This window comes from Streptomyces sp. SID5643 (assembly GCF_009872555.1).
In the GTDB taxonomy this organism is placed as follows: Bacteria; Actinomycetota; Actinomycetes; order Streptomycetales; family Streptomycetaceae; genus Streptomyces; species Streptomyces iakyrus.
In genome coordinates, this window is record NZ_WWIC01000101.1 from 1 (window position 1) to 22,325 (window position 22,325).

Consider the following 22,325-nt stretch of genomic DNA (forward strand, 5'->3'; position numbering starts at 1 on the left):
GCCGCGCAGGGCTTCGCGCCCCCGCCCGGTCCCACCCCGCCTCCGGCCCCGGCACCGGCGCCCGCGCCTCAGGTGCATGCCGCCCCGACCATCGTCGCGCCCCTGAACACCCCGCCCGGCGGCTCCCCGGTACCGCCCCCGGCACCCGCACCGTACGGCCAGCCGGGTCAGCAGCCGCCGCAGTACGGGCAGGTCCCCGGCCAGACGGCCCCGCCGCCTCCCGGCTACGGCCAGCCCCAGGCGCCGCACGCCCCGGCCCCGCCCCCGGGCTACGGCCAGCCGACGCCGCCCCCGGGCTACGGTCAGCAGCCGCCGTTCGGACAGGCCCCTTACGGAGCCCCGCAGGGTGTTCCTCACGGAGCCCCGCAGGGCGTTCCTCACGGCGCTCCCCAGGGCCCCGGAGTGTCCGCCGCGCTCCAGCAGTTCAAGGAGACCCCGACCGGGCAGCGCTGGACGCAGCAGAACAAGAAGCTCGTGCGCGTCGACCTCGGCATCGGCGGACAGCCCGTGCTGGCCCGGCAGGGCAGCATGGTGCTCTACCAGGGCAAGGTCGACTTCAGCTACAAGGGCGCAGGCTTCTCCGGCCGGATCGTGGGCAACGCGACCGGCCAGGAGATGCAGCTGATGCGCTGCACCGGCCAGGGCCAGGTCTTCCTCGCCGAGAACTCGACCATGCTGCACCCCCTCGAACTGCAGGGCGACGCCGTCTGCGTCTCCGCCGAGAACGTCCTCGCGTTCGACGAGAGCCTCCAGTACGAGGTCCGCCGCATCGAAGGACACGGCATCCCCGGCGGCGCGCTGTTCACCATGCAGTTCCAGGGCACCGGCACGATCGTCGTGAAGACGCACGGCACGCCCGTCGTGCTGCCCGTCACGCCCACCACGTTCGCCGACTGCAACGCCGTGGTCGCCTGGTCGGCCGCGGCCCAGGTCGTCGTCTCCAGCCAGGTGCGGATGCGCCGCAACGCCTACCCCGGTGACACCGGGGAGAGCGTCAACCTCCAGTTCCGGGGAGCGCCCGGCAACTTCATCGTCGTCCAGCCGTACGAGGTCTGAGGGAGCCCGTCATGACACAGCAGCTCGCGGGCCATGCCCCCGCACCCGTCACCGCCCGCATGGAGAACCACGGCAACCACATGCTGAAGGTCGCCATGCAGACCGGGAACGACCTCCTCGCGCGCGTGGGGTCGATGGTCGCCTACGAAGGCTTCGTGCAGTACGAGCCCAACCCGCCGGCCGTGCGCCAGATCGCCAAGGACTGGCTCACCGGCGAGGGCGCGCCCCTGATGAAGTGCTCCGGCGACGGCCTGCTCTACCTCGCCGACTACGGGGCGAACGTCGTCGTCATCAACCTCAACGGCGACGGCATCTCCGTCAACGCCACCAACCTGCTCGCTTTCGACGCCCACCTCACGTGGGGCGTGGAGCGGGTCAAGGGCCTGGCTAAGTTCGCCGGCCAGGGCCTGTGGAACACCAAGATCTCCGGGCAGGGCTGGGTCGCGCTGACCTCCCGGGGCAAGCCCATCGTCGTCGACTGCGGAGGCGGCGAGGACGAGACGTACGTCGACCCCGACGCGCTCGTCGCCTGGTCCCCGAACCTCAAGGTGAAGGGCAAGCGCAGCTTCCGGGCCCAGTCGCTGATCGGCCGCGGCAGCGGCGAGGCCTACCAGATGGCCTTCTCCGGTCAGGGCATCGTCGTCGTCCAGCCCAGCGAGGACAGCACCGACCGTCTCCGGGTCCGGGGCTGAGGGGGAACCACACGCCATGCAGAGCCCGATTTTCGCCTACAACGAGCAGCAGACCCAGGAGCGCTGGAGTCTGCAGAACAAGCAGATGCTGCGCGTCGCCCTGGAGGGCCACGACGACATCCTGGCCCGCAAGGGCACCATGGTCGCCTACCAGGGCCTCGTCGAGTTCGACGCCGAGTACCAGAGCAACGACCAGTCACGCGCGCGTGCGCAGACCGGTGAGGGGCTCGACCTGATGCGCTGCCACGGGCAGGGCACGGTCTACCTCGCCAACCTCAAGCAGCACGTGCACGTCATGGACGTGGACCAGGACGGCCTCACCGTCGACAGCAGCTACGTGCTGGCGATGGACTCCTCCCTGCACCACGAGGTCATTGCCGTGGACAGCCTCTACGGCATCTCCGGTTCCGGGAAGTACCAGCTCAACATCACGGGCCGCGGAAAGATCGCCCTGATGACGTCCGGGATGCCGCTGCTGCTGCCGGTGACACCCGACAAGTACGTCAACTGCGACGCCGACGCGATCGTCGCCTGGTCGACCAGCCTGCGCGTGCAGATGCAGGCCCAGACGCACTCCTCCGGGGTGTGGCGGCGGCGCGGCAGCACCGGCGAGGGCTGGGAGCTCAGCTTCATGGGCACCGGCTTCGCGCTCGTCCAGCCCAGTGAGCTGCTGCCGCCGCAGGGCGCCCAGATCGGTTCGGGCCTCGCCGCGCAGTACGGCATGGGCCAGCAGGGGGCGCGCGGGCAGAACCAGGGCAACGTCTGGAGCTGAGCGCTCCGCGGGTCCGGCCGGTGGGCTCGTGGGGGAGGGCCGGTTCTCTGCCGCGGACCGTGGGTGGGCTGGTCGCGCGGTCCCGCGCCCCCTGAGGGCGCAGCCCACCGTCAGGACCGAAGTAAGGGGCGGCCGCAATAGCGGTCGCCCCTTACAAGTCCTCAGGCCGCAAGCCGCGCCCGCGCGGACTCCAGCAGCCGTATCACCGACGCGTCGGCCACGTCCGCCACCTCGTCGTACCCGAACCAGCGCACGTCCAGGGACTCGTCGCTGATCGTGTGCGCCGCCTCCGGGGGTGCCAGGGCCGCGTACTGGACGTCGAAGTGGCAGTGGCACGGCGGCGGGATGGGATGCCGGTCCAGGCGCACCGGGCCACCGGACAGCAAGGAGAGCCGCGGCACACCGGACTCCTCCGTCGCCTCACGCAGGGCCGCGTCCGCCAGGGAGGCGTCGCCCGGCTCGCAGTGGCCGCCCATCTGCAACCACATCCGCAGCTTCTTGTGCAGGGTCAGCAGCACCCGGCCGCCCTCGGGGTCGATCACCAGCGCGCTCGCCGTGATGTGCCCCGCGTGGCAGGCCTTCCACAAGCCGTCCGGGTGTTCCGCCAGATGGTCGAGATACGCCTGGCGGAGGTCCGTCTGGTCCTCGTACTCCTTCAGTACGAGGACCGCGTCGTCGTACAGGCTCACCCGGCGTCGTCGCCCTTGTTCTCGTCCTCGCCCTCGTCCTTCTTCTTGAGGTCGGGCTTGTCCGCCGCTTCGCCGAGCATCTTGTCCAGCTCGGAGAAGTCGATCTGCTCGCGGTGCACGAAGCCGTCCGGGTCGTCCAGGTCGGACGCCGTCGGCAGCATGTCCGGGTGGTGCCACAGGGCGTCCCGGCCGTCGACACCGCGCGCGTCCGTGAGCGAGGCCCACAGACGGGAGGCGTCCCGCAGGCGGCGGGGGCGCAGCTCCAGGCCGATCAGCGTGGCGAACGTCTGCTCGGCGGGACCGCCCGAGGCGCGGCGGCGGCGCAGCGTCTCGCGCAGGGCGTCGGCGGACGCCAGACGGGGTTTCGCTGCGGCGTGGACCACCGCGTCCACCCAGCCCTCGACGAGCGCCAGAGCCGTCTCCAGACGGGCCAGGGCGGCCTTCTGCTCGGGCGTGTCCTCAGGCTGGAACATGCCCTGCTGAAGGGCCTCCTGCAGCTGCTCCGGGTTCTGCGGGTCGAACTGGCCGACCACGTCCTCCAGCTTGGCCGTGTCGACCTTGATCCCGCGCGCGTAGCCGTCGACCGCACCGAACAGGTGCGAGCGCAGCCACGGCACGTGCGCGAAGAGGCGCTGGTGGGCGGCCTCGCGCAGGGCGAGATACAGCCGCACCTCCTCCTGGGGGACGCTCAGGTCCTTGCCGAACGTCTCGATGTTCACCGGCAGCAGCGCGGCCTTGCCGGCCGGGCCGAGCGGCAGGCCGATGTCGGACGAGCCGACGACCTCGCCGGCGAGCACGCCGACGGCCTGGCCGATCTGCGTGCCGAACATGGCGCCGCCCATCGAGCGCATCATGCCGATCAGCGGGCCGGCCATGGCCTGCATCTCCTCCGGCAGGACATCGCCCATGGCGGTGCCGACGCGCTCGGCGACCGGGTCGACGAGCTCCTTCCAGGCGGGCAGGGTGGCCTCGACCCACTCCGCGCGGCTCCAGGCCACCGCGGAGGCGGCGCCGGAGGGCAGGGAGGTGGCGTCGTCGAGCCACAGGTCGGCCAGGCGGACGGCTTCCTCGACGCCCTTGCGGTCGGCGGGGCCGACGCTGGCGTCCTTGGTGCCGTCAGGACTGCCCTGGGAGACGGTCTGGCGGGCGATCTGCTTGGCCATGTCCCAGTTCACCGGGCCGCCCTCGTAGGAGAGCATCTGGCCAAGCTGCTGGAACGCGGCGCCCAGGTCGGTGGGGTTCAGCGACCCGAACATGGCTGCGAACGGATTGTCCGCACCGGGGCCCCCGGGGCCGCCAGGGCCTCCGCCGAAGCCTCCGGCTCCGGGCAGGCCGCCGAAACCGAACGGGTTGGCCGGTCCCTGACCACCACCGCTCTGCTGGTCCTTCTTCTTGCCCTCGTCGCCGTCGTCCGGCTCCTCCGGCGGAAGGCCGAATCCGAATGGGGTGTCACTCACGGGATTCCTCGGCTGGTAGGGCCGCCGGTTCTTTCCGGCGGCACGGCTGCCCGACAACACCACCCAGCGTAGACACCTGGGGCGGATCGGGCCTCGGTGCTTCGCCGACTGACGGCCTGCGGCAGGATGGATGCCACCTGGTACGCACGCGTCGGACGCGCTCGTACTGAAGACAACCGCTGGAGACGCCCGGTGAGTTCCCCAGATCCGCAGGTTCGCGCAGCGCGAAACCAGTCAACCAGTTCCGCGAGTCCCGCGGCACGTGGACCCGTCGTCGCGGTCACCGGCGCCGCGTACGGCGTGGGAGCGCTGCTCACCGAGCAGCTCGCCGCGTCCGACGAGGTCAGGCACGTCGTGGCCATCGACGAGCGGCGCGGTGAGTGCGCCTCGGCCCAGTGGCACATCCTGGACGTACGGGATCCGGCCATCGCGGACAAACTGCGCGGCGCCGACGTGGTGGTGCACCTCGCGCTGGATCTCGATCTCGAAACCGACGCGGCCGCCCGAACGGCCTACAACGTACGGGGGACGCAGACCGTCTTGACGGCCGCCGCGGCGGCCGGAGTGCACCGGGTCGTGCTCTGTACCTCGGCGATGGTCTATGGGGCGCTGCCCGACAACGAGCTGCCGCTGTCCGAGGACGCGGAGCTGCGCGCCACGGCCGAGGCGACCGGCGTCGGAGACCTCCTGGAGATCGAACGGCTGGCGAGGCGCGCGCCCCGGGCACACCCGGGGCTCAACGTCACCGTCGTACGGCCCGCCGTGCTGGTGGGCGGAGGTACGGACACCGCGCTGACCCGGTACTTCGAGTCTCCCCGGCTGCTCGTTGTCGCCGGGTCGCGGCCTGCGTGGCAGTTCTGCCACGTCGAGGACCTGTGCAGCGCCCTGGAGTACGCCGTCCTGGAGAAGGTCGACGGGGAGCTGACGGTCGGGTGCGACGGCTGGCTGGAGCAGGAGGAGGTCGAGGAGCTCAGCGGGATCCGGCGGATGGAGCTGCCGTCGGCTGTCGCGCTGGGTGCGGCGGCGCGGCTGCACCGGATCGGGCTCACGCCGTCCCCGGCCGGGGACCTGGCGTACACGATGTACCCCTGGGTGGTGAGCGGCAGTCGGCTGCACGACGCCGGATGGCGGCCGCAGCACACCAACGAGGAGGTGCTGGCGGAACTCCTGGAGGAGGTCGCCGGCCGGCACACGGTCGCCGGGCGGCGGCTGGGCCGCAAGGACGCGACGGCCGCGGGCGCCGCGGGTGCGACGGTGGCGCTGCTGGGTGCGGCCGCGGTGGTGCGGCGGGCGCGGAAGGCCCGGCGGCGGATCTGAGGAACCCGCTGCCGGATTCTCGCTGAAGAGGGCCGCCCCTGTAGGAGGCTCCAAACGCGTACGCGCGCGTGCCGGTCGATGGCTCTATTCCGTGCCGTCGGTCGCGTGCGGCACGATGGGGGCATGGCAACCACGAACGATCACCCCGGTGAGCAGGCCGCGCAGGACCCGGTCAAGCTGATCGGGATCCGGGACTCGGCCCTCTCCCTGGACGAGGTGTTCCGGGCCGTCGGGGACGACGCGGCCGGGGGCACCGCGCTCTTCGTGGGAACCGTGCGGAACCACGACGGGGGCGCCGACGTCGAGAAGCTGGGGTATTCGTGCCACCCCAGCGCCGAGGCCGAGATGCGGCGGATCGCCGAGAAGGTCGCCGCCGAGTTCCCGGTGCGGGCCCTGGCGGCCGTGCACCGCGTGGGGGACCTCCTGGTCGGGGACCTGGCCGTGGTCGTCGCGGTCTCCTGCCCGCACCGCGGGGAGGCCTTCGAGGCCTGCCGGAAGCTGATCGACGACCTCAAGCACGAAGTGCCCATCTGGAAGCATCAGAAGTTCTCCGACGGCACGGAGGAATGGGTCGGGGCCTGCTGATCCGGGAAGCGGCCTTCCGGTTGCGTAACCGCACCCCTGGCGTGAGCGTTGTCACTGCGGATCGTTAATCTGCTGATCAGTCAGTTGCGGACGTTCAAAGGGGTTGGAGGTCGGCATGGCGGCGCTCGCCTGGTTGCTGATTCCGCTTGTGGCTGCCATCGGCGCGGGGCTCTGGGGCAGTTGGGCCAACCGGACCCGCAGGGTCCGCAACGACGGCCCCGAGCTCATCGGCTACGCCCGCTTCCGCGAGGCCATGGAGAAGCCCCGGCCGGGTGCCTGACGGTCGGAAAACAGCAGGTCACAGGCGTCTGTGAGCACAGGGCCGCCCCGGACGGGCGGCCCTGACGGTGCGCTGACAGGACCGTCCCGTACTGTCGAGTCATGCCACGCCGCACCGCGACGATGCTCGCCTCCACCCTGATGCTGATCGCGCTCCTGTGCGCGGGAGTGTTCATCCCCGTGCCGTACGCGGAGATGTCCCCGGGGCCGACGGTGAACACGCTGGGCGATCACGACGGTGAGCCGGTGCTGCAGATCGCGGGGAAGAAGACCTATGCGACCAGTGGCCACCTGAACATGACCACGGTCCGGGTCACGAGCGCCGACTACCGCATGAACCTGGTCGAAGCCGTCTACGGCTGGCTCGCACACGACAACAAGGTCGTGCCGCACGAGACGCTCTACCCGGACGGCAAGACCGAGGAGCAGTCCACCCAGGAGAACGCCGAGGAGTTCAGCCAGTCCCAGGAGAGCGCCAAGGTCGCCGCCCTGAAGCAGCTGGACGTTCCGGTGAAGTCCTGGGTGATCGTCTCGACCGTCGTCAAGGGCTCCCCGGCCCAGGGCAAGCTGCACGCGGGGGATGTGATCAAGGCCGTCGACGGTACGGCGGTGAAGGAGCCGAACGACGTCGCGAAGCTCGTCACCAAGCACAAGCCGGGCCAGGACGTCCGCTTCACGATCGTGCCGGCCAAGGAGCAGGCCGCCGCGGAGAAGGAGAAGCGGACGCCGACCAGGACGCAGGACATCAGCATGACCACCAAGACGTCCGACGACACCGGTGAGAAGCGCGCCATCGTCGGGATCTCCGCGGGCACCGACCACACGTTCCCGTTCACCATCGACATCAAGCTCGCCGACGTCGGCGGGCCGAGCGCCGGGCTGATGTTCGCTCTCGGCATCTACGACAAGCTCACCCCGGGCAGTCTGACCGGCGGCAGGTTCGTGGCGGGCACCGGCACGATCGACGACGCCGGCAAGGTCGGGCCGATCGGCGGCATCGAGATGAAGACCGTGGGTGCACGGGCCAAGGGCGCGCAGTACTTCCTGACGCCCGCCGACAACTGTGCGGCCGCCGCCAAGGACACCCCCGACGGCCTCACCCTCGTCAAGGTGGGCACCATCCAGGACGCCCTCGGAGCCCTCAAGGACATCCGCAGCGGCGACACCGCCGAGCTGCCGAAGTGCGGTAAGTAGGCCGGGGACCGGGCCCGGAGGACCGGGCCCACGGTCCGTCGGGGCTACTCCTCGAACGTCGCCGCCAGCGCCTCCGCCAGGCCCGGGACCAGGTCGGAGCCGGTCAGGACCTCGGTGGGGGAGTCCTTCTCGCGCAGCCGCAGGGCCGACTCACGCGTGCCGTCGCGCAGGACAGCGACCGTCATGCGGACCTCCTGGCGGTCCGGGTGGCCCGCCACCCACTTCGTGAGCGCGGCCTCGGTCAGCCCCTTCGGAACCTGTGCCTCTGCGGACGGCGGCAGCATCAGGCGCTCCACCGCGAGGGCGCAGCCGGCCACCGCGTCGGGCCAGGCGATGGTGGCGAGGAACTCGTCGAGCGGCTTGCCCGTTGGAACTTCGTCCTGCTCGATCGGGGTGAGGCCGGAGTTCTCCGACTCTTCGCCGAGACCGAGCCGGTCCGCGAGCGAGGGTTGCTCGGCTCGCAGCCGTGCGGTGTCGACGAGGGCGAAAAGGCGGGCCGGCTGGTCCCAGCCGAGGCCGGAGACGTACTCGTCGATCTCGAGTACGGCCCGGGTGAGCGGGTTCGCAGCCATGGGAGTGTTGGACATGGTCACAATCCTGCCTCGTTCCCGGCCGGAATCGGGAACCGAGTAAACGGTGAGTAAGTTGCATAGGTGGGGGCCCACGATCACGGGGGCCACGCACGGTCCGTGAAGACGCGGGCCTGACGAATCAACAGCGAACTTCGAGGTGCGCACCTTGGCTTTCCAGATGCCGGACCGCGGCGGAGGCCCTTCGGGGCCGCGGATCAGAGTGGGCCGCCCGTCCCGGCGTGTCCGGACCCTGCTCATGACGCTGGGCGTCCTGGCCGTTCTCGGCATGGCGTTCACCATGTTCGCGGGCTTTTGGACGGACTGGCTCTGGTACCGCTCGGTGAACTACTCCTCGGTCTTCACCACCACCCTGTGGACCAAGATCGGGCTCTTCTTCGTCTTCGGCCTGCTCATGGCCCTCGCCGTCGGGTTCAACATCTGGCTGGCGCACCGGCTGCGGCCGCCGCTGAGCGCCATGTCGATGGAGCAGCAGAACCTCGACCGCTACCGGATGGGCATCGCGCCCTACAAGAAGTGGCTGCTGTTCGGGATCACCGCCCTGGTGGGCCTGATCGCCGGCGCCTCCGCCTCCGGCCAGTGGCGGACGTGGCTGATGTGGGTCAACGGCGTGCCCTTCGGCGAGAAGGATCCCCAGTTCAAGCTGGACGTCGCCTTCTACGCCTTCGACCTGCCCTGGTACCGGTTCCTGCTCGGCTTCGGCTTCGCCGCCGCCATCCTGTCCGTGATCGCTGCCGCGCTCACCCACTACCTCTACGGCGGGCTGCGCGTCACGAGCCCGGGCGCCCGCGCCACGGCGGCGGCCACCGGGCACCTGTCGGTGCTCATCGGCATCTTCGTGGCCCTCAAGGCGGTCGCGTACTGGCTCGACCGGTACGGGCTCGCGGTGAAGTCCAGTGACTTCCGGGCGACCGACAACTGGACGGGCCTGAGGTACGTCGACGCCAACGCCTACCTGCCGGCCAAGACGATCCTGTTCTGCATCGCCGTCATCTGCGCGCTGCTGTTCTTCGCCACCATCTGGCGGCGTACGTGGCAGCTGCCCGTGATCGGCTTCGGCCTGATGGTGCTCTCCGCGATCCTCATCGGCGGCCTGTACCCGGCGATCGTGCAGAAGTTCCAGGTCCAGCCGAACGAGCAGGCCAAGGAAGCGCCGTACGTCGAGAAGAACCTGGAGGCCACGCGCAAGGCCTACGGCATCGACGGCACCAAGGTCACCGACTACTCGGGCACCAGCAAGACCGAGGACAAGGCCACGCTGCGCGACGACGTTCCCGCCACGGCCAGCATCCGGATCATGGACCCGAACATCGTCTCGCCGACGTTCCAGCAGCTCCAGCAGATCAGGAACTACTACGCGTTCCCGAACAACCTGGACGTCGACCGCTACACCAAGGACGGCAAGGACCAGGACACGGTCATCGGTCTGCGTGAGCTGAACCTCGCGGGCATCCCGAAGAAGAACTGGATCAACAACCACTTCCGTTACACGCACGGATTCGGAGTGGTCGCCGCCGAGGGCACCAGCGCCGACGCCCAGGGCCGTCCGAACTTCACGGAGTCCGACCTGCCCTCCGAGGGCGACCTCGGCACGTACGAGCAGCGGATCTACTACGGCGAGAAGACCGACACGTACTCGATCGTCGGCGGTCCCCAGAAGGAGATCGACTACTCCGACGACAACGGCGAGAAGACCACCAGCTACAAGGGCGACAGCGGGGTCAACCTCTCCAGCCCGGTCAACCGGGCCGCCTACGCGGTGGCGTTCGGAGAGCCGCAGATCCTGTACTCCGGCGCCATCGGCGACGGTTCGCGGATCCTGTACAACCGCACGCCCAAGGAGCGCGTCGAGGCGGTCGCCCCCTGGCTGACCATCGACGGCGACGCCTACCCGGCGGTCGTGGACGGCCGGATCCAGTGGATCGTCGACGCGTACACGACGACCAACGGCTACCCGTACTCCTCGCGTACGACCCTGGGTGACACCACGGCCGACTCGCTGACCGCGACCAACGACAACCGCGCGGTGGTGGCCCAGCAGAACCAGGTCAACTACATCCGCAACTCGGTGAAGGCCACCGTCGACGCCTACACGGGCAAGGTCAAGCTCTTCCAGTGGGACACCAAGGACCCCGTCCTGAAGACCTGGATGAAGGCCTTCCCGAACACGGTGGAGCCCAAGAGCGACATCTCCAAGTCGCTCATGGACCACCTGCGCTACCCCCAGGACCTGTTCAAGGTCCAGCGGGAACTGCTCACCCGCTACCACGTGAAGGACGCCACGACGTTCCTCAGCGGCAGCGAGGTGTGGCAGGTGCCGGACGACCCGACGAACCGGTCGGGCAGCGCGGTGCCGCCGTACTACCTGAGCATGAAGATGCCCGACCAGAAGGCGCAGGCGTTCTCGCTGACGACGACCTTCACGCCCAACGGCCGGGACAACCTCAGCGCGTTCATGGCGGTCGACGCCGAGGCGGGCACCGGTGACTACGGCAAGATCAGAATCCTGAAACTGCCGACGAACACCACGGTCAACGGACCCAAGCAGGTCCAGAGCCAGTTCAACTCCCAGGAGGACATCGCCGAATCCATCAGGCTCCTGAGAGGCGGCGACTCCGAAGTCGAGTACGGCAACCTGCTGACGGTGCCGCTCGACGGGGGACTGCTCTACGTGGAGCCGGTCTACGTCCGCGGTGGCGGCCTGAAGTACCCGCTGCTGCGCAAGGTGCTGGTCACCTACGGAGGTCAGACCGCCTTCGAGAACACCCTCGACGAGGCCCTCAACAAGGTCTTCGGAGCGGACGGCCCGGTCGCCGAGCCACCGGACGAGGGCGACGCGACGACACCGCCGCCGACGTCCGAGAATCCGACGGTCCAACAGGCCCTGGAGGACGCCCAGAAGGCGTTCGACGCCGGCCAGGAGGCCCTGAAGAAGAACGACTGGGAGGCGTACGGCAAGGCGCAGAAGGACCTTGAGGACGCCCTGCGGCGGGCCGAGGACGCGCAGACCGAGGCGAGCCGGGCAGGCGGTTCCGGGGGCGGCGAGAGCAAGCCCGGCGGGAAGCCGAGCGGCAGTCCGAGTCCGAAGCCGAGCAGTTAGGGCCCTGGCCTGGTCAAATGCCCATCCCGCGCCGTGATACGGTTGTGAACACAACGGCGCGGGGTGGAGCAGCTCGGTAGCTCGCTGGGCTCATAACCCAGAGGTCGCAGGTTCAAATCCTGTCCCCGCTACTGAAGTCGCGATGTCCGAGTGACGGAGCGGCCACGAAGGCCCGGATTCCACAAAGGAATCCGGGCCTTCGTGATGTGTGAACGCATGTGCTGGCGCAGGCTGTGGCCGCGCCGCCGGGGGGAGTTGGGCGATCTGTGTTTGACTTGTCTCTCTGTGGGCATGTCGACAAAACGCTGAAGTGACCTCACTGGCTGCGGTATACCAGGTGTACCCAGGTTGCAGGTGGTGCGACGATGGACGTTATGGGGGACAAGGCAACTCTGTTCGAGACAGGGCGTTTTGTGCAGCCTTCCAGCCGGGAGGACACCGAGACCCCGGACGAGACCGGGGAGATCGCCGACGAGGCGGCCGAGGAGCTGCGTCAGCGGCTCGCCGCCGAGGCCGGCGACGTCGAGGCGATGAGTGTCCTCGGGGCCATGCTGCTGCGCCGTGGTGACCTCGACGGTGCCGAGCCTCATCTGCGTGCCGCCACCGCCGCGGGCGACCGGGCGGCCGCCAACAACCTGGGGGTTCTCCTCCACCAGCGGGGGTACGCCGACGAGGCCGCCGGATGGTGGCGGATCGCCGCCGTCGCCGGATCCACGGCGGCCGCGCACGCCCTGGGCCGGCACCACCGCGAGCGCGGCGACGAACCCGCCGCCGAGTACTGGCTGCGCCAGTCCGCCGAACAGGGGCACACGCTGGGCGCGTACGCGCTCGCCGACCTGCTGGAGCACCGCGGTGACGCCGGGGCCGAGCAGTGGATGCGGGTCGCGGCCGAGCGCGGCCACCGGGAGGCGGCGTACCGGCTGGCGCGGTCGCTGGACCGGAACGCGGCGCGGGAAGCCGACGGCGACAACGGTGTCCAGGTGCCGGAAGAGGCCGAGCAGTGGTACCGGCAGGCCGCCGCGCGCGGCCACCGGCGGGCCGCCCTGCACCTCGGGACGATCCTGGAGCGGCGCGGCGAGCTCAAGGAGGCCGGACGCTGGTACCTGACGTCCGCCAAGGACGGCGAGGCGCGTGCCGCCTGCGCGCTCGGCTTCCTGCTGCGCGACGCGGGCGACACCGAGAACGCCGCCGTGTGGTGGCTGCGGGCCGCCCAGGACGGCGACGGCAACGCGGCGAACGCGCTGGGCGCGCTGCACGCCGAGCGGGGCGAGACCCAGACCGCCGAGCGGTGGTACCGGGCCGCGATGGACGCGGGCGACGTGAACGGCGCGTACAACCTCGGCCTGCTCTGCGCCGAGCAGGGGCGCACCCCGCAGGCCGAGCAGTGGTACCGGCGCGCGGCCTACGCCGGGCACCGGGAGGCCGCGAACGCGCTGGCGATCCTGCTGCTGCGGGGCGGCGACGAGACGGGCGCGGAGCCGTGGTTCTCCAAGGCCGCGGAGGCCGGGAGCGTCGACGCCGCCTTCAACCTCGGCATCCTGCATGCCGGGCGGGGCGAGGAGCAGGCCGCGCTGCGCTGGTACGAGCGGGCCGCCGCCGCCGGGCACACGGAGGCGGCGCTCCAGGTCGGCATGGCGAGGCTGCGGGACGGCGACGAGCAGGAGGCCGAGCGGCATCTGCGGTGTGCGGCCGGTGGCGGGAGCGCCGAGGCCGCCTACCGGCTGGCGACGGTGCTCGATGCCCGGCGCCCGCCGGAGCCCGCGCACGAGCTCGGGGAGCCGGTGCACCGCCGGAGCGAGTGCGAGGAGTGGTACGAGCGGGCGGCGGACCAGGGGCACCGCCGGGCGCAGGTGCGGGTCGGCATGCTCGCGGCGGCCCGCGGCGATGTCGTCGAGGCGGCTCGGTGGTACCGGGAGGCGGCCGAGGCCGGCTCCCGCAACGGTGCGTTCAATCTCGGGCTGCTGCTGGCCCGGGAGGGGAGCGAGCCCGAGGCGGCGGTGTGGTGGAAGCGGGCCGCCGACGCGGGGCACGGGCGGGCGGCGTTGCGGCTCGCCCTGGTCTACGCGCGTCGGGGAGAGCTGGCGGAAGGGCAGCGCTGGGCCGACCGGGCCGTGTCGCTGGGGCCGGCGTCCGTCGCCGAGCGGGCGGAGCGGCTGAGGGACGCGCTGCGGCAGGAGCTCTCCGCGTGAGGTGTTGCGGGTGGGGCCGAGGCGCAGCCGGGCAACGGATTTGCATCCGCCCTCCGCGGTGACGTAACGTTGCATTCACCGACGCGGGGTGGAGCAGCTCGGTAGCTCGCTGGGCTCATAACCCAGAGGTCGCAGGTTCAAATCCTGTCCCCGCTACTGAAGGCCGAGGGCCGGAATCCGAAAGGGTTCCGGCCCTCGGTGTATGCAGCAGCGTCATGCGTCGTGGCAGCGAAGAGCCCCGGCACCCATCGGTGCCGGGGCTCTCGCTCGATCGTGTGGGCTAGGCGGCCGCGCAGTTCGGGCAGACGCCGCGATATGTCACCTCGACGTCCGAGACCGTGAAGCCGAAGCGCTCGGTGTCGGGGAGGTCCGCCAGCGGGTTGCCGGTGGGGTGGACGTCCCGGATCGCGCCGCACTGGGCGCACACCAGGTGGTGGTGCGGCTGGTGGGCGTTCGGGTCGTACCGCTTGGCGCGCTGGTCGGTGGAAACCTCCAGCACCTCGCCAAGGGTCACGAGCTCGCCCAGCGTGTTGTAGACGGTCGCTCGGGAGATCTCGGGCAGCTTGGCGACGGCCCGGGCATGGACCTCGTCGGCCGTCAGATGGACGTGTTCGCCGTCGAGGACCTCGGCCACGACGCGCCGCTGCGCGGTCATCCGCCATCCGCGTCCGCGCAGGCGTTCCAGAAGGTCACTCATGGCCACCAGCCTAACAGCTAAGCGGACCAGGTCCCGAACAGGTGTGAGATTAGAGTCTCACTCGCTTTAGACAATGTCTATTGTAGGGTCGAGAACGGCTTCGACCGGGGACAGGACTGGTCGGGAATGGTGCAGGAGGCGCACGTGACGCAGGGACCGCTGACGACGGAGGCCGGGGCTCCGGTCGCCGACAACCAGAACAGCGAGACCGCGGGCGCCGGCGGCCCGGTCCTCGTCCAGGACCAGCTGCTGCTGGAGAAGCTGGCCCACTTCAACCGCGAGCGCATCCCGGAGCGCGTGGTGCACGCCCGTGGCGCGGGTGCGTACGGCACCTTCACGGTGACCGCCGATGTCACCCCGTACACGCGGGCCGCCTTCCTCTCCGGGATGGGCAAGCAGACCGAGGTCTTCCTGCGTTTCTCCACGGTGGCCGGCAACCTGGGCGCGGCGGACGCGGTGCGCGACCCGCGTGGCTTCGCGCTGAAGTTCTACACCGAGGAGGGCAACTACGACCTCGTCGGCAACAACACCCCGGTGTTCTTCATCAAGGACGCCATCAAGTTCCCGGACTTCATCCACACCCAGAAGCGCGACCCGTACACCGGCTCGACCGAGGCGGACAACGTCTGGGACTTCTGGAGCCTGTCGCCCGAGTCCACGCACCAGGTGACCTGGCTGTTCGGCGACCGGGGCATCCCCGCGTCGTACCGCCACATGGACGGCTTCGGCTCGCACACGTTCCAGTGGAGCAACGAGGCCGGCGAGGCCTTCTGGGTGAAGTACCACTTCAAGACGGACCAGGGCATCCAGAACCTGACGGCCGAGGCGGCGGCCCGGCTCGCGGGTGAGGACCCCGACTCCCACCAGCGCGATCTGCGCGAGGCCATCGAACGGGGTGAGTACCCGACCTGGACGGTCGGGGTGCAGATCATGCCGGTGGCCGAGGCGGCGACGTACCGCTTCAACCCGTTCGACCTGACCAAGGTCTGGCCGCACGCGGACCACCCGGTCGTCGAGATCGGCAAGCTGGAGCTCAACCGCAATCCGGAGAACGTCTTCGCCGAGGTCGAGCAGTCGATCTTCAGCCCCGCACACTTCGTGCCGGGCATCGGACCGTCCCCGGACAAGATGCTCCAGGGCCGCCTCTTCGCCTACGGCGACGCCCACCGCTACCGCGTCGGGATCAACGCCGACCACCTGCCGGTGAACCGTCCGCGCGCCACCGTGGCGCGCACCAACTCCCGGGACGGGTACCTCTACGACGGTCGTCACGCCGGCGCGAAGAACTACGAGCCGAACAGCTTCGGCGGCCCGTACCAGACGGACCGTCCGCTGTGGTCCGCCACGGCCGTGAGCGGCGCGACGGGTACCCACCCGGCCCCGGTCCACGCCGAGGACGACGACTTCGTCCAGGCGGGCAACCTCTACCGGCTGATGTCGGAGGACGAGAAGGAGCGCCTCATCGCCAATCTGGCGGGCTTCATCGCCAAGGTCTCGCGCGCGGACATCGTCGAGCGGGCGATCGAGAACTTCCGTCGGGCCGACGGAGACTACGGCAAGCGGCTGGAGGCCGCGGTCCAGGCCCTGCGCGGCTGATTCCAGCACTGGACCGCTTGCGGTAGTGGACGGGCCGGGCCCCCTTGCGGGGGCCCGGCCCGTCCGTGCCGCTACGCGGGAACCTGCTGCCGTGCCGGGGCCCAGCAGCGGATGATGTCGCGGACGGAGACGATGCCGGTGGGTTCGCCGCCGTCCAGCACGATGAGGTGCCGGAAACCGCCGTGTGCCATGGCGCCCGCCGCCTCCTCCAGCGTCCAGGCCGGAGCGGCGAACACGACGTTGTTGGTGGTGTGGGCGTGGGCGCGTTCCGTGTCCGGGTTCTGGCCCAGGCCCACGGAGTTGAGGATGTCGCGTTCGGTGAGGATGCCGATGCCGCCGGCGTCGGGGTCGTGGACCACCGCTGCCCCCACCTTGCGCGCGGACATCAGCGCGGCGGCCTGGCGCAGGGTATGGGTCGGGCCGATGGTGAGGACGACAGTGCTCATGGCGTCACGGACGAGCATGGATGGAGCCACCTCCTGGGAATGTCCCCGCCGTTTGTTCAGCGTTTCACAAGTTCACAAGTGGGGGGACTCTCAGAGTGGCAGGCAAAGGGAGGGTCAACAAGAGGGCGCTCGGTAACAACGGGGGGCTCAGTAGCGCTGGTTGAGATACCCCAGCAGCTCGTCATGGAGCCGTCCGTTCGACGCGGCCGCATTGCCGCTGTGGGGGCCCGGGCGGGCGTCGAGGCCGGTGAAGGTGCCGCCGGCCTCCGTGACGACGATGGCGGTGGCGGCCATGTCCCACAGGGACAGCTCCGGTTCGGCGCACATGTCGATGGAGCCCTCCGCGACCATCATGTAGGGCCAGAAGTCGCCGTACGCGCGCGTGCGCCACACCTCACGGGTCAGATCCAGGAAGCCGTCCAGGCGGCCCTGCTCCTCCCAGCCGCTCAGCGAGGAGTACGCGAAGGAGGCGTCGGAGAGCTGGGAGACCTGGGAGACCTGAAGTCGGGAGGCCTTGGTGAGGCTGCGGCCGGAGAACGCGCCGTGGCCCTTCGCGGCCCACCAGCGGCGGCCGAGGGCGGGGGCGGAGACCACGCCGACGACGGGCTGGAAGCCGCCCTCTCCGGCCTCCATCAGGGAGATGAGCGTGGCCCAGACGGGCACGCCCCGCACGTAGTTCTTGGTGCCGTCGATCGGGTCGATCACCCAGCGGCGGGGGCCGGTGCCCTCGACGCCGTACTCCTCGCCGAGGATCGCGTCCCGGGGGCGGGCGCGCCCGAGGTGGCCGCGGATGAGTTCCTCCGCGGCCTTGTCCGCCTCGCTCACCGGGGTCATGTCCGGTTTGGTCTCGACCTTGAGGTCGAGGGCCTTGAACCGGTCCGTCGTCGCGGCGTCGGCGGCGTCGGCGAGGACGTGGGCCAGACGCAGGTCGTCGAGGTAGTCGGGCATGCAACGAACCTATCTGCCGAGGTGGGGCTGGGGCTACAGGGGGCCGGCAGGGCCGGGGGTGCTGGATGCCGTCCCGGGCTTGCTGTGGAGGATGTCGCGCGCCTGCTCCGCCGCGCGGGCGGTGCTCTCGGAGACGAAGTCGAGGAAACGGGCGACGTTCTCCAGGCGGGCGGCGGCCGGGGAGCCGGGGCCGAGGACGCCGACGCCCTGCCGTGCGATCCCCCCCACCTGGGCGATGGACCGGGCGCTGGCCATCATCGACTGGTACCAGACGTCGTCGTCGACGACATACCGCTCACGGCGTCCCTCGTCCGCTTCCCGGCGGATCAGGCCCTGGCTGTCGAGGAACGCGACCGCCTTGGAGACGGAGGCGGGGCTGACCTGGAGCCGCTGGGCGAGTTCGGCCGCGGTGAGGCTGCCCGAGTCGGTCAGGCAGAGGCAGGCCATCACCCGGGACATCATCTTGGGCATGCCCGACCCCATCAGGACGGTCGTGAACGTCTCCTCGAACTCGCGCATGGCCTCGGCGTCCCGCCCGTCGGCCTGCGGGGGCGTCTTCGGATTCCGGGGTGCGGTCTGCCTGCGGCGCTGAGTGCGGTGCTCCGTGGCGCGGTGGGCCAGGTCGGCGCGGTAGGCCGTGGGGCCGCCGTTGCGCATGACCTCGCGCGTGACCGTCGAGGTCGGGCGGTCGAGGCGCCGGGCGATCTCCGCGTAGGCGAGGCCGTCGGCCAGCCCCAGCGCGATCTGCTGGCGTTCCTGCTGAGTGAGCCTGCCTCCCGGCATCGCGGCCTCCTTCGTGGTGCGTGAGGTCCGCAGCTTAGCGTTCAGCTTCATTCCATTGCAACGAAGGTGGGTGCGTTGTTGCGTTAGGCTGCATAGTCATTGCAATGATTTCAGTGCTTTGAAGTGCACATTCACGCCTTGAGTGCAACGAACTCGTTGCCGGATAGGCGAATGCAACGTAGCTTTTCCATCGTTGGAAACAACGGAGCGAAGGAGAGCACGATGCAGAAGTTCGACAGCCCCGCCCCCGTCTCGGCCGTCATCGACATCCCCGCCGGGCGCATCCGGTTCATCGCGGCCGATCGGGCCGACACCACGGTCGAGGTCCTGCCCGCGGACGCCTCCAGGAGCCGCGACGTGCAGGCCGCGGAGCAGACCGAGGTGGCTTATAGCGACGGCGTCCTGCGGATCGGGGCTCCGGAGCCCAAGAACCGGATCCTCGGCCACTCCGGCTCCGTCGAGGTGACGGTGCAACTGCCCGCCGGCTCCAGCGTCGAGGCGAAGGCGGCCGCCGCCGAACTCCGCGGCGTCGGGCGGCTCGGCGACGTCGCCTTCGAGGCGGCGCAGGGCTCCGTCAAGCTCGACGAGACCGGCGCCGCCCGCCTCACCCTGCTCGCCGGCGCCATCTCGGTCGGCCGCCTGGGCGGCCCCGCGCAGATCAGCACCCAGAAGGGGGACCTCGGCATCGCCGAGGCCGCGGGCGGCGTGGTCGCGCTGCGCACCGAGCAGGGCGACATCTCGGTCGGCGCGGCCCGCGGCGTCTCCGCCTCCCTGGACGCCGGCACCGGCTACGGCCGGATCCACAACAGCCTCATGAACGCCGACGGCGCCGCCGCCGGGCTGACCATCCGCGCGACCACCGCCTACGGCGACATCACCGCCCGCAGCTTGTAGACCTCCCGCCCGGCCTCTCCGAAGGAGCACCCCTCATGACCGACCTGGCCATCGCGGCGCACGGGCTGCGGAAGAGCTACGGTGACAAGACCGTCCTCGACGGAGTCGACCTGGCCGTCCCGGAAGGGACGATCTTCTCCCTGCTCGGCCCGAACGGCGCGGGCAAGACCACCGCCGTCAAGATCCTCTCCACCTTGATCACCGCCGACGTCGGCGTGCTGCGGGTCGGCGGACACGACCTCGCCACCGACCCGCAGGCGGTACGCGCCGCGATCGGCGTCACCGGGCAGTTCTCCGCCGTCGACGGCCTGATCACCGGCGAGGAGAACATGCTCCTCATGGCGGACCTGCATCACCTGCCCCGGCGCGAAGGACGCCGTGTCGCCGCCGAACTGCTGGAGCGTTTCGACCTCACCGACGCCGCGAAGAGGCCCGCCTCCACCTACTCCGGCGGCATGAAGCGCCGCCTCGACATCGCCATGACCCTGGTCGGCGACCCGAGGATCATCTTCCTCGACGAGCCCACCACCGGCCTGGACCCCCGCGCCCGCCACAACATGTGGCAGATCATCAGGGAACTCGTCACCGGCGGCGTCACCGTCTTCCTCACCACCCAGTACCTGGAGGAAGCCGACGAACTCGCCGACCGCATCGCCGTGCTCCACGACGGCACCGTCGCCGCCGAGGGCAGCGCCGACGAACTGAAGCGGCTCGTCCCCGGTGGTCACGTCCGGCTCCGCTTCGCCGACCCGGCCGCCTACCGGCACGCCGCCGCCACCCTGCGCGCGGTCACCCGGGACGACGAGGCCCTCGCCCTGCGGATCCCCAGCGACGGCAGCCAGCGCGAACTGCGCTCCATCCTCGACCGGCTCGACGCCGCCGGCATCGAAGCCGACGAACTGACCGTCCACACGCCCGACCTCGACGACGTGTTCTTCGCCCTGACCGGCCCGGCCGGCATCCCCGACCAGCCCAAGGAGACCACCCGATGAGCGCCCTCGGCCTCGCCCTTCGCGACTCCTCCACCATGCTGCGCCGCAACCTCCTGCACGCCCGGCGCTACCCGTCCCTCACCCTGAACCTGCTGCTCACCCCGATCATGCTGTTGCTGCTGTTCGTCTACATCTTCGGCGACACCATGAGCGCCGGCATCGGGGGCGGCGGTCCGGACCGGTCCGCGTACATCGCCTTCGTCGTGCCGGGCCTGCTGCTGATGACCATCGGCAGCACCACGATCGGCACCGCGGTCTCCGTCTCCAACGACATGACCGAGGGCATCATCGCCCGCTTCCGCACCATGGCGATCCACCGCGGTTCGGTGCTCATCGGGCACGTCATCGGCAGCGTGCTCCAGGCGGTCATCAGCGTGGTGCTCGTCGGCGCCGTCGGCGTGGCCATCGGTTTCCGCTCCTCCGGCGCCGGCGTCCTGGAGTGGCTCGCGGCCTTCGGGCTGCTCGTGCTCTTCGCCACCGCCCTCACCTGGATCGCGGTCGGCATGGGCCTGGTCAGCCCGAACGCCGAGGCCGCCGGCAACAACGCGATGCCCCTGATCCTGCTGCCCCTGCTGTCCAGCACCTTCGTCCCGCTCGACGCGATGCCGGGCTGGTTCCGGCCGATCGCCGAGTACCAGCCGTTCACCCCGGCCATCGAGACCCTGCGCGGGCTGCTCCTCGGGACAGAGATCGGCCACAACGGCGGGCTCGCCCTCGCCTGGTGCCTCGGTCTCGCGGTGCTCGGCTACTTCTGGTCGGCCTCGAAGTTCAACGGCGACCCGAGGTAACCGCCGTGGCCACGCGGGCCACCTCCCGCGGACGTCCCACCCCAGGGCGGCGTACACCGGCATCCCGCCGGAGTGCGCCGCCCGTTCCTCTGTCCGGGGCGAGCCCCCGGCAGCCGGGTCGACGTACCGCGCGGCAAGGCCGAAACGCGCCCCCGCGCGCACTCGCGAACCCTTGACAGTGCTTCCATGCGCGTCAAACCTGGGCGCAGAGCCGCTCGCCCCAAGGGGAGGCGAAGATGCCTGGAGCGCGGGAATCCTTACTGGACGCCGCCTACACGGCGCTGGTGCGCCGGCCGTGGTCCGCCGTGCGGATGGTGGACGTGGCCGCGGCGGCCGGAGTGTCCCGCCAGACGCTGTACAACGAGTTCGGCAGCAAGGACGGCCTGGCCAGGGCGCTCATGAGGCGGGAGGCCGACGGGTATCTCGCCGGGGTCGACCGCGCTCTCGCCGGGTACAGCGACGCCCGCGACCGGCTCACCGCCACCGCCGAGTGGACCACCACGGCGGCCCGGGACAACGTCCTCGTCCGCGCCATGCTCACCGGCTGCTGGAGCGAGCGGCTGCCCGCCCCGGCCCTGACGGCCGTGCCGTCCATGTCCGCCGTACCGGCCCAGCGCCGCGCCGACGGCCCCCTGCCCTCACCCGGCGACTTCGTCACCCTCGTCCGTGACCGGGCCGTCGCCCTCCTGGCCGGCCCCGGCACGCCCACGTCCGACACCGCCGACCTGGCCCGCTCCTGTGAACTCGCCGTCCGGCTCGCCCTGTCGTGCGTGGCCGCGCCACCCGGCGAGGGCGGCGTCGCCGGCCTGGTCCGCAGCGCCCTTCAGTGGCAGGCGGGCTGACAGGACGTCAGTGCGCCGACCCCGACAACTGCAATCCGACCACGCCGATGATGACGAGACTGATCGACACGATCTTCAGCGTCGACACCAGGTCCCCCAGGAACACCATGCCGTAGATCGCCGTCCCCGCCGCACCGATGCCCGTCCACACCGCGTACGCGGGACCCACGTCGAGTCGTCTCAGTGCCAGGGTCAGCAGGCCGAAGCTGCCGAGGGCGAAGACGCAGAACGCGATCGTCGGCCAGAGCCGGGTGAAGCCGTGGGACAGCTTCAGACACACCGCGAAGCCGGTCTCGAGCAACCCGGCCACGATGACCAGCAGCCACGCCATGAGTCGTCCTCCCGTATCCCACGTTCAGTGACCGCTCAGTCAGGTTCGTCGCGCTCGTCAGGCTTTGGTCAGGATTGCATCCGGCTTG

The 22,325-nt window shown here is 70.5% G+C and carries 22 protein-coding genes and 2 tRNA genes; 16 read left to right on the forward strand and 8 right to left on the reverse strand.

What is annotated here, in order from left to right; translation table 11 throughout:
- The 3 genes from GTY56_RS12595 to GTY56_RS12605 all read left to right on the forward strand — a co-directional run.
- A partial coding sequence (locus GTY56_RS12595; protein ID WP_161365259.1) for an AIM24 family protein occupies positions 1-1,056 on the forward strand: 1,056 nt, incomplete at its 5' end.
- An 11-nt stretch (positions 1,057-1,067) separates the two neighbouring features.
- Entirely contained in the window at positions 1,068-1,748 is a 681-nt protein-coding gene (locus tag GTY56_RS12600) for an AIM24 family protein (RefSeq protein WP_030854889.1), read from the forward strand.
- Positions 1,749-1,764: 16 nt separating this feature from the next.
- A complete protein-coding gene (locus GTY56_RS12605; protein ID WP_161365261.1) occupies positions 1,765-2,520 on the forward strand; it encodes an AIM24 family protein in 756 nt (251 codons plus the stop codon).
- A gap of 161 nt (positions 2,521-2,681) precedes the next feature.
- Here GTY56_RS12605 and GTY56_RS12610 read toward each other — a convergent pair whose 3' ends face one another.
- Positions 2,682-3,209: an NUDIX domain-containing protein gene (locus tag GTY56_RS12610; RefSeq protein WP_161365263.1), complete on the reverse strand. Its 528-nt coding sequence runs from the start codon at positions 3,207-3,209 to the stop codon at positions 2,682-2,684.
- A complete protein-coding gene (locus tag GTY56_RS12615; protein ID WP_161365265.1) occupies positions 3,206-4,666 on the reverse strand; it encodes an Rv3195/Rv3626c family protein in 1,461 nt (486 codons plus the stop codon). Before GTY56_RS12615 ends, GTY56_RS12610 begins: the two co-directional genes overlap by 4 nt.
- Positions 4,667-4,858: 192 nt before the next feature.
- Here GTY56_RS12615 and GTY56_RS12620 point away from each other — a divergent pair, with 192 nt between their 5' ends.
- From GTY56_RS12620 to GTY56_RS12630, 4 genes are all read left to right on the forward strand, one after another.
- Positions 4,859-5,983 (forward strand): NAD-dependent epimerase/dehydratase family protein, encoded by a 1,125-nt coding sequence (locus GTY56_RS12620; protein ID WP_161365267.1) that lies wholly within the window; start codon positions 4,859-4,861, stop codon positions 5,981-5,983.
- 123 nt (positions 5,984-6,106) lie between these two features.
- A complete protein-coding gene (locus GTY56_RS12625; RefSeq protein ID WP_161365269.1) occupies positions 6,107-6,568 on the forward strand; it encodes a molybdenum cofactor biosynthesis protein MoaE in 462 nt (153 codons plus the stop codon).
- A 115-nt stretch (positions 6,569-6,683) separates the two neighbouring features.
- Positions 6,684-6,848 (forward strand): hypothetical protein, encoded by a 165-nt coding sequence (locus GTY56_RS39900; protein ID WP_167345944.1) that lies wholly within the window; start codon positions 6,684-6,686, stop codon positions 6,846-6,848.
- 101 nt (positions 6,849-6,949) lie between these two features.
- A complete protein-coding gene (locus tag GTY56_RS12630; protein ID WP_161365271.1) occupies positions 6,950-8,041 on the forward strand; it encodes a YlbL family protein in 1,092 nt (363 codons plus the stop codon).
- A gap of 44 nt (positions 8,042-8,085) precedes the next feature.
- On the opposite strand, the gene GTY56_RS12635 is transcribed toward GTY56_RS12630, so the two are convergent.
- Positions 8,086-8,628, reverse strand: a complete 543-nt coding sequence (locus GTY56_RS12635) for a PPA1309 family protein (protein ID WP_161365273.1) — start codon at positions 8,626-8,628, stop codon at positions 8,086-8,088.
- Positions 8,629-8,791: 163 nt separating this feature from the next.
- Here GTY56_RS12635 and GTY56_RS12640 point away from each other — a divergent pair, with 163 nt between their 5' ends.
- From GTY56_RS12640 to GTY56_RS12655, 4 genes are all read left to right on the forward strand, one after another.
- Entirely contained in the window at positions 8,792-11,731 is a 2,940-nt protein-coding gene (locus tag GTY56_RS12640) for a UPF0182 family membrane protein (RefSeq protein ID WP_202510089.1), read from the forward strand.
- Positions 11,732-11,788: 57 nt separating this feature from the next.
- Positions 11,789-11,862, forward strand: a tRNA-Met gene (locus tag GTY56_RS12645).
- Positions 11,863-12,096: 234 nt separating this feature from the next.
- Positions 12,097-13,920, forward strand: coding sequence for a tetratricopeptide repeat protein (locus GTY56_RS12650; protein WP_202510081.1), 1,824 nt, complete (start codon positions 12,097-12,099; stop codon positions 13,918-13,920).
- An 82-nt stretch (positions 13,921-14,002) separates the two neighbouring features.
- Positions 14,003-14,076, forward strand: a tRNA-Met gene (locus GTY56_RS12655).
- Positions 14,077-14,200: 124 nt separating this feature from the next.
- On the opposite strand, the gene GTY56_RS12660 is transcribed toward GTY56_RS12655, so the two are convergent.
- Entirely contained in the window at positions 14,201-14,617 is a 417-nt protein-coding gene (locus tag GTY56_RS12660) for a Fur family transcriptional regulator (protein ID WP_062928973.1), read from the reverse strand.
- Between the two features lie 144 nt (positions 14,618-14,761).
- Here GTY56_RS12660 and GTY56_RS12665 point away from each other — a divergent pair, with 144 nt between their 5' ends.
- Positions 14,762-16,213 carry a catalase gene (locus tag GTY56_RS12665; protein WP_161365278.1) on the forward strand — a complete coding sequence of 484 codons (1,452 nt, stop codon included), beginning with the start codon at positions 14,762-14,764 and terminating at the stop codon, positions 16,211-16,213.
- Between the two features lie 71 nt (positions 16,214-16,284).
- On the opposite strand, the gene GTY56_RS12670 is transcribed toward GTY56_RS12665, so the two are convergent.
- From GTY56_RS12670 to GTY56_RS12680, 3 genes are all read right to left on the reverse strand, one after another.
- Complete coding sequence (locus tag GTY56_RS12670) at positions 16,285-16,677, reverse strand: CBS domain-containing protein (RefSeq protein WP_161365280.1); 393 nt, start codon at positions 16,675-16,677, stop codon at positions 16,285-16,287.
- A gap of 129 nt (positions 16,678-16,806) precedes the next feature.
- Positions 16,807-17,607, reverse strand: a complete 801-nt coding sequence (gene hisN, locus GTY56_RS12675) for a histidinol-phosphatase (RefSeq protein ID WP_161365282.1) — start codon at positions 17,605-17,607, stop codon at positions 16,807-16,809.
- A 33-nt stretch (positions 17,608-17,640) separates the two neighbouring features.
- Entirely contained in the window at positions 17,641-18,390 is a 750-nt protein-coding gene (locus GTY56_RS12680; protein WP_161365284.1) for a GbsR/MarR family transcriptional regulator, read from the reverse strand.
- A gap of 222 nt (positions 18,391-18,612) precedes the next feature.
- Here GTY56_RS12680 and GTY56_RS12685 point away from each other — a divergent pair, with 222 nt between their 5' ends.
- The 4 genes from GTY56_RS12685 to GTY56_RS12700 all read left to right on the forward strand — a co-directional run bounded on the left by GTY56_RS12685 (position 18,613) and on the right by GTY56_RS12700 (position 21,906).
- Complete coding sequence (locus tag GTY56_RS12685; RefSeq protein WP_161365286.1) at positions 18,613-19,284, forward strand: DUF4097 family beta strand repeat-containing protein; 672 nt, start codon at positions 18,613-18,615, stop codon at positions 19,282-19,284.
- A 35-nt stretch (positions 19,285-19,319) separates the two neighbouring features.
- On the forward strand, positions 19,320-20,276 hold the full coding sequence (locus tag GTY56_RS12690) for an efflux ABC transporter ATPase subunit, DrrA-related (protein WP_161365288.1): 957 nt from the start codon (positions 19,320-19,322) through the stop codon (positions 20,274-20,276).
- Positions 20,273-21,064, forward strand: coding sequence for an ABC transporter permease (locus tag GTY56_RS12695; RefSeq protein WP_161365290.1), 792 nt, complete (start codon positions 20,273-20,275; stop codon positions 21,062-21,064). The genes GTY56_RS12690 and GTY56_RS12695 overlap by 4 nt, the downstream gene beginning before the upstream one ends.
- A gap of 236 nt (positions 21,065-21,300) precedes the next feature.
- Positions 21,301-21,906 carry a TetR/AcrR family transcriptional regulator gene (locus GTY56_RS12700; protein WP_161365292.1) on the forward strand — a complete coding sequence of 202 codons (606 nt, stop codon included), beginning with the start codon at positions 21,301-21,303 and terminating at the stop codon, positions 21,904-21,906.
- A gap of 7 nt (positions 21,907-21,913) precedes the next feature.
- On the opposite strand, the gene GTY56_RS12705 is transcribed toward GTY56_RS12700, so the two are convergent.
- Positions 21,914-22,237, reverse strand: coding sequence for a DMT family transporter (locus GTY56_RS12705; RefSeq protein ID WP_033314420.1), 324 nt, complete (start codon positions 22,235-22,237; stop codon positions 21,914-21,916).
- Positions 22,238-22,325: the final 88 nt, after the last annotated feature.

Coding starts and splice junctions, on each gene's coding strand:
- GTY56_RS12600 (WP_030854889.1), top strand. CDS start 1,068: ATGACACAGCAGCTCGCGGGCCATGCCCCCGCACCCGTCACCGCCCGC.
- GTY56_RS12605 (WP_161365261.1), top strand. CDS start 1,765: ATGCAGAGCCCGATTTTCGCCTACAACGAGCAGCAGACCCAGGAGCGC.
- GTY56_RS12625 (WP_161365269.1), top strand. CDS start 6,107: ATGGCAACCACGAACGATCACCCCGGTGAGCAGGCCGCGCAGGACCCG.
- GTY56_RS39900 (WP_167345944.1), top strand. CDS start 6,684: ATGGCGGCGCTCGCCTGGTTGCTGATTCCGCTTGTGGCTGCCATCGGC.
- GTY56_RS12630 (WP_161365271.1), top strand. CDS start 6,950: ATGCCACGCCGCACCGCGACGATGCTCGCCTCCACCCTGATGCTGATC.
- GTY56_RS12635 (WP_161365273.1), bottom strand. CDS start 8,628: ATGTCCAACACTCCCATGGCTGCGAACCCGCTCACCCGGGCCGTACTC.
- GTY56_RS12640 (WP_202510089.1), top strand. CDS start 8,792: ATGCCGGACCGCGGCGGAGGCCCTTCGGGGCCGCGGATCAGAGTGGGC.
- GTY56_RS12650 (WP_202510081.1), top strand. CDS start 12,097: ATGGACGTTATGGGGGACAAGGCAACTCTGTTCGAGACAGGGCGTTTT.
- GTY56_RS12660 (WP_062928973.1), bottom strand. CDS start 14,617: ATGAGTGACCTTCTGGAACGCCTGCGCGGACGCGGATGGCGGATGACC.
- GTY56_RS12670 (WP_161365280.1), bottom strand. CDS start 16,677: ATGCTCGTCCGTGACGCCATGAGCACTGTCGTCCTCACCATCGGCCCG.
- hisN (WP_161365282.1), bottom strand. CDS start 17,607: ATGCCCGACTACCTCGACGACCTGCGTCTGGCCCACGTCCTCGCCGAC.
- GTY56_RS12680 (WP_161365284.1), bottom strand. CDS start 18,390: ATGCCGGGAGGCAGGCTCACTCAGCAGGAACGCCAGCAGATCGCGCTG.
- GTY56_RS12685 (WP_161365286.1), top strand. CDS start 18,613: ATGCAGAAGTTCGACAGCCCCGCCCCCGTCTCGGCCGTCATCGACATC.
- GTY56_RS12690 (WP_161365288.1), top strand. CDS start 19,320: ATGACCGACCTGGCCATCGCGGCGCACGGGCTGCGGAAGAGCTACGGT.
- GTY56_RS12695 (WP_161365290.1), top strand. CDS start 20,273: ATGAGCGCCCTCGGCCTCGCCCTTCGCGACTCCTCCACCATGCTGCGC.
- GTY56_RS12700 (WP_161365292.1), top strand. CDS start 21,301: ATGCCTGGAGCGCGGGAATCCTTACTGGACGCCGCCTACACGGCGCTG.
- GTY56_RS12705 (WP_033314420.1), bottom strand. CDS start 22,237: ATGGCGTGGCTGCTGGTCATCGTGGCCGGGTTGCTCGAGACCGGCTTC.